Here is a 12,202-nt window from a genome sequence, read left to right on the forward strand (position 1 = left end):
CAACCCCGCCTCCAGAAATGGTCGCCCCAGAAAACTATCCGGGCGCATTAACTATCAGCTATGACAGCAATGGCGACGGATATTGGCTCGGCACCAACGACAGCGATGTGATTAGTGGCGATAGCGGGAGCGATCAAATTTTTGCAGGAAGCGGCGACGATATTGTCACAGGTAACAAAGGTGATGATGCGATCGATGGAGGCGATGGAAACGACACTTTGCGGGGAGGAAAAGGTCAAGATTTGCTCAGTGGTGGCAACGGCGACGATTTTCTTTGCGGCGACTTCGGCACCGATACATTGATTGGAGGTAGCGGCGCTGATACCTTTGCCTTTAGATCCGAAACAGCGAGTGCAGCAGCTAATCCTTTGTTAGCCGATCGAGTCGTTGATTTCAATCCCGCTCAAGGCGATCGAATTGGGCTGATAGGGGGGCTTTCGGTAGCAGACTTGACACTCGTGGCGTTTGATAATGACGGTTCCGGTACGACAGACGCGACTCTGCTCAAGTTTAGTTCAAATAATGGCGATCGAATGTTAGCGGTTGTTTTGGGAACAGTTAACGCAGCGGGTGCAACAACTTTGAGCAATGCTGATTTTATTAGTTTGCCAAATGACAGCTTGTAGCTAACCGTTAACCGTTAACACCAACTACCCCGCAGGAAGTGTCGGGGGATGAAGTTAATAAATTTATATAGGTTGAGAGAGAAAGATGAAGGACTTTTACGGGCCATTGATAGAAGCAAGTGAAATCATCGAACTACTCAGACAACAGCAGCAAATAAAGACATTTAGTCAAAAGGTTTTGCAGAAAAAAGTTATTGAGAAAGCCAGCCGGGAACGGGGGTTAACTGTGACTCCCGAAGAAATTCAAGCAGAGGGCGACCAACTCCGCCGCGAGAAGCGTTTGGAGAAAGCGGCGGATACGATTGCTTGGCTGGTCGATCAGATGATTTCTGTAGAAGATTTAGAAGCCGGAATTTGCGATCGGCTCCTTGCCCAAAAACTAGCCGAACACTTGTTCAGCAAAGAAGTAGAAAAGATTTTTGTTCAAAACAAATTGCAATTCGATCAAATAATTCTTTATCAAATAGTTGTTGCCAGCCCGCAGCTTGCTCAAGAACTATTTTATCAAATTCAAGAAGGAGAAATCAGCTTTTTTGATGCCGCTCACCTTTACGATATTGACGAAAATCGTCGGCATATATGCGGTTGCCAAGACAAGGTTTATCGGTGGGGTTTAAAACCAGACATAGCCGTCGCCGTATTTAGCGCTAAACCCGGAGAAGTAATTCGTCCAATTGAAACAGAGCTAGGATATCACTTGTTCCTGGTTGAAAAGTTTCTCCCGGCGGAATTAACCCCTGAACGGTATCAAGAAATATTGCACAATCTGTTTAACGAATGGCTGGCTAACGAGGTCAACTATTTGGTGTACAATTGTAAAGTGTAGAAACTTAATTATTCGCCATCAAAAACCGATATTATATATAATTTTGCTGCAACCACATACAATGCTAAAATTCAGGGTACTTCTGGGTACACAGAGAGACCTAATATCGTTTCCGCCTGCATCAATATTATTCAATCCTTGGGGCGGGGGTGAGTATAAATAGTCTCATGCGTGTGGATTCAAATATTGCTCCCTCTCACGCACTCTACTACTTAGCTAAAAAGTGGTTTAACGAGGTACTTATAGCTCAATAAGGTTCAGTTAAAAAGGTAATTTCTCGCCCTCGCAACTGCGTGAAGCATAGCGAACAATGAGACGCTTAGCCAAGCCAAGCTTCCTGAATTATAGCACTTTAAAAATTTCTTTTGAACTTTGAGCTTTGCCAACCCCATATACGCCAGCTAGCCAAGCCAAATGGAAAAAATATATCGGTTAAAAACGCCACTTTAATATATCCCAAAAGCTACTTTTTAAATTATCATTTGTCCCTCCTAAGCTGTTCTACATTTAAACTGTGTGTCAAAAATCAATAAAACTCTTGTGGGACGGGCTTCTAGCCTGTCCCAAATCTCCAATTTAAATGCGTAACAGCTTATCTATTAATTATCTGCGTCCATCAGCGTTCATCTGCATACATCTGCGGTTAAAAACCGACATAATTTTGCCGCCACCAAGCCCGCACAAACTTAATCTCCTCAAACGTATAACGTTCTTCCAAAAAATCATAAATTGCTCTCAGTTTCTCATCCCCCATAACTTCAATGGCGTACACTATCGCCTGCTGGCGTTCCGATTCTACCAACAAATTTATATCAACTTCCCTACCCATTTCCATCAATTCTATCAGATGCCCAGAAATAGTATTAGGACTCATACCCCGCGCATTGGCTATTCCTTGAACTGTCAAACCTTGTCGGTATAATTCCCAGGTTTGCATCTGCGAATAAGACGCAACGTTAGAAAGATTGGGAAGATTAGCAACATCAGAAGATGCAGCACCAGTTGGCAAGTCTTGTTCTTGGCAAAAAGTGCGTATTGCCTCCAAGAAAACCTTACCGTATTTATCTCGCTTGTTGCTACCAACGCCGTAAACATCCTCAAATTCTCTGAGATTTTGCGGGCGTTTTTCTGCCATATCTCGCAAGCTTTTATCCGCAAAAACTACGTAAGGTGGCACAAATTGTTCGTCGGCAATTTGCTTGCGTAGCGTCCGCAGTATGCTAAATAAAGCTTCTACTTCTACTGCCAAAGACCGAACTTTTCCCTGTACTTCCCGCTGCGGTTCAATGGCGATTTCAACTAGGCGCTGACGTTTCATAATTTCCCAACTTTTTTCATTCAGTTTCAAAATGGGAAATCCGTCTGTTCTTTCCTCTAAAAAACCTTGATTTAACAGCGAACGACTCAATTTTTTCCACTCGTCGGCACTTCTATCTTTGCCAATTCCGTAAGTAGAAAGTTGGTTGTGCTGGTATTGCAATATTTTTTGATTTTTTGAACCGCGCAGCACGTCAATAATGTGATTCATGCCGAATTTTTCTTGGCATCGGGCGACGCAAGAAAGAAATTTCATTGCCTCAATCGTCCAATCTTCTACTGGTTTTTGGTTGCAACAGTTATCGCACGTACCGCAGTTTCCTGGGAATGAATCGCCAAAATAACTTAACTGGATTGTACGACGGCACTCGGTGGATTCTGCATAGTTGATTACTCGCCGCAACTGTTGGCGGGCAATTCGTTGTTCTTGTGGGTCAGGTTTTTGCTCGATGATGTAGTCGATCATTTTGACATCGCCGTAGCCGAAAAATAAGCTGCAATGGGCGGGTTCGTTGTCTCGACCGGCGCGACCGGATTCTTGATAGTATCCTTCGAGATTCTTGGGTAAGTCGTAGTGAATTACAAACCGCACGTCTGGTTTGTTAATGCCCATACCGAAGGCTATTGTGGCTACCATTACTTGCACGTCGTCACGAATGAAGCGGGTTTGATTGGTGGCGCGATCAACATCGTTCATCCCAGCGTGGTATGGTAAGGCTTGGATGCCACTTTGTTGCAATTTATAGGCAACTTCGTCAACTTTTTTGCGGCTGAGACAATAGATAATTCCCGAACCGCCTTTTTTTTGGATAATTTGCAAAACTTCGGCAAAACTGTGTTTGGTTTTGGGGCGAACTTCGTAGTATAAATTGGGGCGGTTGAAGCTGGCGACGTGGATGTAGGGATTTCGCAGAGTTAGCTGCTGGATGATGTCTTGGCGGACGCGCTCGGTGGCGGTGGCGGTTAGTCCCATAATGGGAATGTCTGGATATCGATCGCGCACTCGCTGCATTTGCCTGTATTCTGGTCGAAAGTCGTGCCCCCATTCCGAAACGCAGTGGGCTTCGTCGATCGCAAATGCCGAAATTCCTAATTTATTTGCTACTATATCTAAAAACGGTAAAAATCTCTCACCCAGCAAGCGTTCGGGTGCAACGTAGAGCAATTTAATCTTACCTTCGAGAATTGCTGTTTCGCGCGATCGGGTTTCCTGAGAGCTCAAAGTGCTGTTGAGAAAAGTCGCCCCAATTCCATTATCCTGCAAAGCTTCCACCTGGTCTTGCATCAGAGCAATTAACGGCGAAACAACCACAGTCAATCCCGGTTTCAACAGTGCCGGTAATTGAAAACACAAAGACTTGCCACCGCCCGTCGGCATGACAATCATCATATCCCGTTTTTGTAAAGCAGCTTCGACAATTTCCTGCTGTCCCGGACGGAAAGAGTCATAGCCAAAAAAATGTTTAAGAGCTTGTTCCAGGGACAGTGGCACAGAAGATATTGGCGGATGAGACGCTGGCATTTGCAGTAGTTGGTTGTTGGCTTCTCAACTATTCTATGCCTTTTGAGCACAAATACAGTTACAATAATTGAGAATCTCAATTTAAGCAGAAAAACTGATGCCGAAAGCAATTTGGAATGGTGCCGTTTTGGCCGAGAGCGACAAGTGCGAAATTGTAGACAACAACTATTATTTCCCCGCCGATGCCATCAACCGTGAGTATTTCAAGGACAGCAGCACTCACACTACTTGCGGTTGGAAAGGTGTTGCTAGTTACTACAGTGTGGAAGTCGGCGGACAAGTTAATAAAGATGCTGCTTGGTACTACCCTACCCCGAAAGATGCTGCTAAAAATATTGCCGGATATATTGCTTTTTGGAAAGGAGTTAAGGTAGAGGCTTAGGTTTTTTCCGCAGGTTTGTTAGCTGGCGATTCCGACAGGCCGCCAGGGAATTAATTCCCTGGCTCATAGCTGAAGTCGTCTTAAGACGACTGTGGAAATTAGGGAGGAATAACATAAGTTGCGATGAGTTCCAATAGAAATAATATCTAATATCTACTAATAGCGATTGCTCCTCTGATAATTGTCAATCCTTTAAAATATAAAACAGAGCTTAATTAAATTCAATACCATAACCGCTATATTTAACAGTCCTCTTTGAGAGGACTTTCGCTATGAGACGGGGGTTTAGAACCCCCGGCGGACTGTTGGAGAAGCGAAAGCATCCTCAAATTTTAATCCTTTTCCCAAACGGCGACAGCTTCCGAACCCAAACCACGGCGAACAACAATCGGTTCACTTTGTGTCAAATCGAGAATGGTAGAAACTTGATATCCCGGATCGGAACCGTCATCGACAATGACATCTACTAACTTTGAAAAACAGTCAAACAGCTCAGCTTTGCCAAAGCTTTCTGCTTTTCCTGCTGGCACGGGTGCTGCACCTTCATCATCCGTGGTAATGTTAGCGGAGGTTGAAATAATTGGATTTCCCAAGGCTTCCAAAAGTGTAAAACAAATCCGCTGGTCGGGAACGCGAATTCCAGTGGTTTTCCGTTTTGGGTTCATTACCAACCGTGGCACTAACTTGGTAGCTGGCAGCAGAAATGTATAAGGCCCCGGTATTAACCGCTTGATAATTCTGTATGCTTCATCGCTGACTGCAGCATAGTCGGTGATATTTGACAGAGAAGAACACAGGAACGTTAAAGGCTTATCATTGGAGAGTTGCTTGATCTGCCTGACTCGTTCTACGGCAGACTTGGAGTTGAGATCGCAGCCGATCGCGTAAACTGTATCTGTCGGATAAAGCATCACGGCCCCATCTTTCAGAGATTTGTTAATTTTCTCGATCCGGTCTCTTTGGGGTGCAACTGGATGCACTTCGTAAATAGTTGCCATGTTAAGATATTGCAGGCTAAGTGGGCGATCGAAATATCGAGTGAAACAATCAATGCTAAAAATTAATTGTTAACAATGAATAAAATAGCTTATTTTGACTGTCCAACCGGCATTGCTGGCGATATGTGCATCGGAGCTCTCGTCCACGCTGGCGTTCCTTTAGAATACCTAATCGAAAAACTCAATTTGCTCGGCATTTCGACAGAGTACCAGTTGCGGACGGAATTAGTCCACCGGAATACTCAACAAGCAACTAAATTTTATGTGGATTTAGCTGCGGATTTGTCGTTAAAACCAGAAAATCCCGCTACCGAACTCGATCCCTCGGAAACCGAATCCCCGACTTTTGACGCCCGCCACCACCATCATCACGGGGAAGAACATTCTCACAGTCACGGCGAACCAGATGCTGAAATTAGCCACACTCATCACCGCAATTTGCCACAAATTGAGCAAATCATCGTCTCTGCAAAATTGCCTCGGCGCGTGGAAGCTTGGAGTTTGGCCGTATTTGGCAAATTAGCAGAGGCAGAAGGTGCCGTACACGGTATCCCCGCAAGCGAGGTTCACTTTCACGAGGTGGGGGCGACGGATGCAATTATTGATATTGTGGGTACTTGTTTGGGTTTGGATTGGTTGGATATTGAGGAGTTTTACTTTTCGGCGATGCCGACTGGCGCAGGTACGGTGAAGGCTGCACACGGCCGATTAGCGGTGCCGACGCCGGCGGTGATGCGCTTGTGGGAAACGCACCGAGTGCCGGTTTATAGCAACGGGATCGATCGCGAATTGTGCACTCCTACGGGTACTGCGATCGCCTGTACTCTCGCCTCTGCTTTCGGCCCGCCGCCGCCGATGCAAATTCAGGCCATTGGTTTGGGTGCAGGTTCTCGAAACCTGGCAATTCCTAATATTTTGCGCCTCTGGATTGGGGAGAAGGGATTGGGGGAGAGGGGGAGAGTGGGAGTGGGGGAGAGTGGGAGAGTGGGAGTGGGGGAGAGTGGAGGAAAGACGGGTAGTCATTCCCAATGCCCAATGCCCGATTCCCAATGCCCAATTCCCAATGCCATAGAAACTATTTCGGTATTGGAAACGCAAATTGATGATTTGAGTCCGCAGGCGATCGGCTATGTTTTTGATGCTTTGTTTGCTGCAGGAGCTCTGGATGTTTTTACTGCCCCAATTGTGATGAAAAAGTCGCGGCTGGGCGTTTTGTTAACTGCGATTTGTCATCCCGAGTTTGAGGATGCTTGCGAAGCTGTGATCTTTCGCGAGACTACTACTTTGGGAATTAGGCGATCGACTCAACAAAGAACTATTTTGGGTCGAGAAATCGAGAGAGTTAAAACAGAATACGGCGCAGTCAAGATCAAAGTTGCGAAGTCTGGAGAAACGATTGTTAATGTACAGCCGGAATACGAAGATTGCGCGGAAATTGCCCGACTTAAAAATATTAGCTGGCGGGAAGTTCACCGCTTGGCGCTGCAAAGTTGGTACGATCGCACTTAATCAATTACAGTGACTTACAAGAGGAATTTAGTCCCTGACGGGCTGACAACCCGTCAGACCCAGGAGGCTTGAGGAATATCTAAATCAGAGCAATCAAAACCTCTGATATCGGTTTTGAGATGGCAAGATTAATTCAGCTTTTCCGTCCATTCAGACGTAGTTTAGTTTTTGGCTATTTAAACTAATATTTAAGCACACTAAGGATCGCTAATTAAATAACTTACAATTTTAATTGTTATTGTGGGATGGGCGTCCCGCCCATCCCACAAACTTGTGGAAGTATTTAATTCTCATTCCTAAGTACGGAAACCCCAAGAGTCCCCCTCCCCATCAATCGGGGCAACCGCAGCAATCTTTTTCTTCAAGCTATTATATAAACATACTTCATTCCCGATCGCATTATGGTTGCCTTACCCGATCGCCCATCGATGAGTGCAGAAGAATACCTGGCTTGGGAACCCACCCAAGAGGAACGCTACGAGTATTGGGATGGCGAAGTCGTCGCCATGAGCGGCGGCACCCGCAATCACAATCGAATTACCATAAACTTTTTCAAGCTATTAGATGATAGCCTTAATCTCCCCTACGAAATTTACATTATAGATGTAAAAGTTCAAGTGCAACCAGGAAAAAACTATTTTTATCCAGATGTTGTAGTAACTTGTGACGATGGCGATAACGATCCGCAATTAGTGCAATTTCCTTCCTTGATTATAGAAGTTTTATCGCCTTCGACAGAAGCAGCAGATCGCGGCATTAAATTTGCGAAATACCGCCAATTTTCAACACTGCAAGAGTATGTCTTGGTGCAAGTCGAACAGCCAGGAGTAGAGATGTTTCGGCGCGATCGACAGGGGCAATGGGTTCTCTCCGAGTATGGTTTGGGCGATTCCTTGCAACTGGAATCGGTGAATCTAGAAATTGCGATCGCCGATTTATATCGCCAAGTACAATTTTCTGAATAATTTCGCTGTCAAGGGATTTGATATTAATTATCCTAGCGATTTTTAATTATTTGAACAAACCGCGAAGACGCATGGAGCGCGAATAAAGAACAGTATCTTATTCTTTCTCTTTATTCGCGTCCGCGTGCCTCGCGGTTCATTTAATCTTACTCCAGATTCGTAAAAACCCGGTTTCTGGGCCCCGATGCGTAAGTCCAATTTAAACAAACTGGCCCGTTGGAGTCGATCGCACCCGACGAATTCCAATCACCGACGGCATCGGCGATCTGCGCCGATCGTTCTCAATATTGCTCGGCCACAAACTACCGCGAGACACACTCCGAGTCTGATTGAAAACAGCACCGTTCAAATCCAACATTTCAATTTGCCGACTCAGTACAGTACCATCATCGATCGGGCAATCTTCCCCAGGATGCTGCACCGAAAGCAACAGCGTATCTCCCACAAAAGTGGGCCCCGTCATTTCGCACCGGTTCGGGCCGTAAGCAAACGGAATTACTGTTCCTGCCGTCGGCCCAGAAGTGGGAATATAAAACAGCCAATTGTTGCCGAAAACTCCAGTAAAATCTGACACATTTCCCGTCTTTTTATGGTCGATTGTCGTTGGCTTTCCACTCGCACCCACATCAAAACCGTTATGCGTGCTCGTAGACATATCAGTCACGCCCCAAACATTACCTTGAGTGTCAAAAGCCAAATTATCTACACTAGCAAATCCCGCCCCAGCTACCGAACCCGCTTCTCCACCTTGAGCCAAACGCTGCCAGCGGAACGTCAAACCTGCACCGTCGGGACTGTCTTCAATTATTTTGTACAGTCCTCCAGACTGCTGAGTGCTGTTGACGGCGCTACCGTATTTAGCAACAGTAAAAATGCGAGAATCTGGATAGCCGTCGCTTCCGGGTGCGGCGTCCGTATAAGCAATGAAAACTTCCTTAGTAGTAGGATTAACTTCCAAATCTTCCGGCCGCGCCGTCGGAGTGCCACCAATCAAATTAGCAGCTAAGAAAGCATCAACTAACACCGCACCTTGGCTGCTGTAGAAATTAGCCAGAGTTTTATTTTGGTAGCCCGGAATTGCTGTTGCTTCATTGGTTGTATCTACTACAAAAGAACCGCCGTCTTCGTTTTGACCAGCAATTCCGGCGCGTTTGGGCAAGCGAGTATTTGCATCTCTTTGAGCTTTGCCAAAACTGGCTAATTCCGCCTCGCCAACTTTAGAAGGACGCACCGGATTTGTCTGGCTATTTATAGTTAGTGGCAGCCATCTTCCAGTACCGTTGCGGTTGTATTGGGCAACGTACAAAACGCCGTCTTCAAATAATCGGCTGTTGTTTTTATCTGCGGGATTGGTGACAGTACCGTTGCTGACAAATTTCCAGGTGTGTCCGCCGCGCCGATCGTCCCCCATGTACCCTATTAACTTGCGGCCTGCTTCAGCGCGAATCCCGACGTTTTCGTGGCGGAAACGGCCCAACCATGTGTGCTTCCGAGGGCGGAAACTCGGATCTTGGGGATCGACTTCTACCATCCAGCCGTATTTTTCGCCGACTAAGCCGAATTCCTCACCGATAGTGCCCTTGGCGTAGCCCGTTTGGCCGCCGTTGGGTTTGATGTTTTCCTGAACTCCCACGAAGAATAGTTCGCTACCTTGGAAGTTTTCTTCGGCGGAGAGGATTGTGCCCCACGGGGTTGTGGCGCCGGAACAGTTGTAAGCTGTACCGATGATGCGGTTGCCGAGTCCGTCGGTGTTGACTTGCGCGAAGACTTGGGTAGCTGCGGGGCCCGTGCCGGTGAGGTACTCGTTATCGCCTTGTCTGGTGCCCCAGGATGTGACATCTTTGTATTTGTCGGTACGCTGGCTGTTGATGCCGAGGCCGGAAAGTCCGTGAATACGGCGGTTGAGGGGGTCGCCGGCGATCGCCTGAAATCTACCGTTAGACTGTTTGGTGATGCGGACGATCGAACCACCGAGATTGTACAGAAATTCGCCGAGGGTAGCCTGATTCTTGACCGATAAGTCTATACCGAGGACGGCGCGATCGGTTGTGGGAAATGGTGCCAGATCAGACGGCGCTTCCGGCGCCACTTTCGACATCGGGAAACCTACATACTCGTGGTTAACCCAGAGATAACCGTCCTCATTGCTGCCGCGAAGGCCTACGAAGCCTGTGTAGTCGTTGTTGTAGCCGAAATAGTCGGCAGGATCGGGGAAAACTCGATCGCCCCAGCGGACAATCACGTAACGTTCGTATTCCGGCGGCACAACCACATCGTCAACAACGCTGTAACTCGTTAATCTAGTATCCTGCGAGGCAGCCATCACGGTTCCCTGTCCCCCCGGCGCCATCGCCATGAAGCTGGGCTGTTCTCGATAAATCGGCAGTGGGTGGGGAAGTCTTACAGGAGTGAAAGATGTCGGAACTACAGCTTCAGCAGCGCTGGAATTGATGCTGAACAGTTTTTGAGTTAGCCTAGGAGCAAGCACAGTGGTAGCCGCACTGCTGCCGAAGAAAATTAGCAGTTGTCGGCGAGTTATTTTAGACATAAATTCCTTTTCAAACCAACATCCCTAATCTGATGATTCCGTATGAAACTCTATCACTTTTCAATTAAGGGAAGTTTACCTGAAGGTTAATTAAAAATGGGAGATATTTAGGTTAATAATTGGTTATTTGTTGTTTGCTACCAATGCCCTGTTTGGCCGATGCCCAATGCCCTGTTTGGCCGATGCCCGATTTCAATCATCTCGAAAACCCGGATCATTTTCTCGGAATGTCGATCGACTAGGCGCAGGTACATTCCTCACTTGCGAAGATCCAGAATTTGCGGACGAAATATTGCCGTTTCTGAATCCCAGCAGCAATTGAGCATCGGCAAAATATCTAGTCCATTGTTCGATTCTCGCATCTTGTTGCCAGTCGCGGCGGGATACTCTCGATCGCAAAACAGGAACTCTTTGTCGGCTGCGATCGGCTGTAATGATGACTGTAACTTCTGTTAATGCCGGATTTTCTTGAAACTCGCTGGCGATCGACTCTTTCGCTAAATCTTCCGCCTGCTGCACTAAACTCGCAAAAGATTGACTACCGTCCGAATCTAGGGTAAGGTAGCGCTCTTTGGTTTCAGCCAAAGCTATCGATATACTTGCTGTTAAACTGATAATTGCTAGAATGACTGTCAACAATAAGCGTAGGTATAAATTCATTATTCTTGAAACTAAATCCTAACACTTGTCAATGATAGTTAATAAACTTTAACACTACGTTAATATTTGATTAAAATAATATTTTGTGTCATCACATTTCCCTAAAAAAGTGTCCTGTAGGCTCAATTTACTACCAAAAATTAGGCTTTTAGAGGCGGGTTTTACTCGAAATATTTGTCGGTAGTAAAGGACATCGATCAACCAGCCCCCGCGTTACTCTTCTTCCTTCTTCCGACGGACATCCGTTACATCCGTTACATCCGTTACATCCGTTAAAGAATCCGTTGCCGAACTTCCTTCTTCCTTCAATGAAACTAACAAAATGTGCGATCGCCCTCGGTAGCAACTTAGGCGACTCCCTAGCCACACTCTCTAGCGCGATCGTAACCCTCAACAACACCCCAGGAATAGCCGTAAAATCTCATTCAAGCTGGTATCAAACCGCCCCCGTTGGGCCGCCCCAACCCGATTACATCAACGCCTGTGCCATCCTAGAAGTTGCACTAAAACCCGAACAATTGCTAGCAGCTTTATTAGAAATTGAAATAAAATTTAATCGAATTCGCCGAGAAAAATGGGGGCCGAGAACCCTCGACCTAGATTTGCTGCTGTACGACAATTTAATCCTAGAAACTCCGACACTGACTCTACCTCATCCCCGGATGACCGAAAGAGCTTTTGTATTAGTACCTTTAGCAGAAATTGCCCCGGATTGGGTGCATCCGGTGACGAAAAGTGCGATCGTCCAACTCCTGCAAACCGCAGACTGTTCGGGAGTGCAAAAATTGCAACTGTAAAAATTGAGTACAATTCACGGATCGTACCAGTTTCCCAAAAAATGCAACCGTA

General features: G+C 46.3%; 10 protein-coding genes. 6 read left to right on the forward strand and 4 right to left on the reverse strand.

The annotated features are described in order from the left end of the window. Positions 1-17 precede the first annotated feature (17 nt). Both QUB08_RS20810 and QUB08_RS20815 read left to right on the forward strand, forming a co-directional pair. Positions 18-626, forward strand: coding sequence for a hypothetical protein (locus tag QUB08_RS20810; protein ID WP_333226689.1), 609 nt, complete (start codon positions 18-20; stop codon positions 624-626). An 85-nt stretch (positions 627-711) separates the two neighbouring features. Further along, positions 712-1,452 (forward strand): peptidylprolyl isomerase, encoded by a 741-nt coding sequence (locus QUB08_RS20815; protein WP_333226691.1) that lies wholly within the window; start codon positions 712-714, stop codon positions 1,450-1,452. Positions 1,453-2,095: 643 nt separating this feature from the next. Here QUB08_RS20815 and recQ read toward each other — a convergent pair. Continuing rightward, complete coding sequence (gene recQ, locus QUB08_RS20820; RefSeq protein WP_333226693.1) at positions 2,096-4,291, reverse strand: DNA helicase RecQ; 2,196 nt, start codon at positions 4,289-4,291, stop codon at positions 2,096-2,098. 97 nt (positions 4,292-4,388) lie between these two features. Between recQ and QUB08_RS20825 the strand changes: the two genes are divergently transcribed. Beyond that, entirely contained in the window at positions 4,389-4,673 is a 285-nt protein-coding gene (locus QUB08_RS20825; RefSeq protein WP_190738299.1) for a DUF427 domain-containing protein, read from the forward strand. Between the two features lie 332 nt (positions 4,674-5,005). On the opposite strand, the gene QUB08_RS20830 is transcribed toward QUB08_RS20825, so the two are convergent. Then, positions 5,006-5,671 (reverse strand): L-threonylcarbamoyladenylate synthase, encoded by a 666-nt coding sequence (locus QUB08_RS20830; RefSeq protein ID WP_333226695.1) that lies wholly within the window; start codon positions 5,669-5,671, stop codon positions 5,006-5,008. Between the two features lie 75 nt (positions 5,672-5,746). Here QUB08_RS20830 and larC point away from each other — a divergent pair, with 75 nt between their 5' ends. Together larC and QUB08_RS20840 are read left to right on the forward strand one after the other, a co-directional pair. Continuing rightward, a complete protein-coding gene (gene larC, locus QUB08_RS20835; protein ID WP_333226697.1) occupies positions 5,747-7,180 on the forward strand; it encodes a nickel pincer cofactor biosynthesis protein LarC in 1,434 nt (477 codons plus the stop codon). 401 nt (positions 7,181-7,581) lie between these two features. Beyond that, on the forward strand, positions 7,582-8,145 hold the full coding sequence (locus tag QUB08_RS20840; protein WP_333226699.1) for a Uma2 family endonuclease: 564 nt from the start codon (positions 7,582-7,584) through the stop codon (positions 8,143-8,145). Positions 8,146-8,344: 199 nt separating this feature from the next. Here the strand turns inward: QUB08_RS20840 and QUB08_RS20845 are convergent, their stop codons facing one another. Continuing rightward, entirely contained in the window at positions 8,345-10,693 is a 2,349-nt protein-coding gene (locus QUB08_RS20845; RefSeq protein WP_333226701.1) for a PhoX family phosphatase, read from the reverse strand. Between the two features lie 192 nt (positions 10,694-10,885). Then, positions 10,886-11,353 (reverse strand): hypothetical protein, encoded by a 468-nt coding sequence (locus tag QUB08_RS20850; RefSeq protein ID WP_333226703.1) that lies wholly within the window; start codon positions 11,351-11,353, stop codon positions 10,886-10,888. Between the two features lie 308 nt (positions 11,354-11,661). Here QUB08_RS20850 and folK point away from each other — a divergent pair, with 308 nt between their 5' ends. After that, entirely contained in the window at positions 11,662-12,150 is a 489-nt protein-coding gene (gene folK, locus QUB08_RS20855) for a 2-amino-4-hydroxy-6-hydroxymethyldihydropteridine diphosphokinase (protein ID WP_333226705.1), read from the forward strand. Positions 12,151-12,202: the final 52 nt, after the last annotated feature.

The sequence above is a fragment of the Microcoleus sp. BR0-C5 genome, from assembly GCF_036705045.1.
Lineage (GTDB): Bacteria > Cyanobacteriota > Cyanobacteriia > Cyanobacteriales > Microcoleaceae > Microcoleus.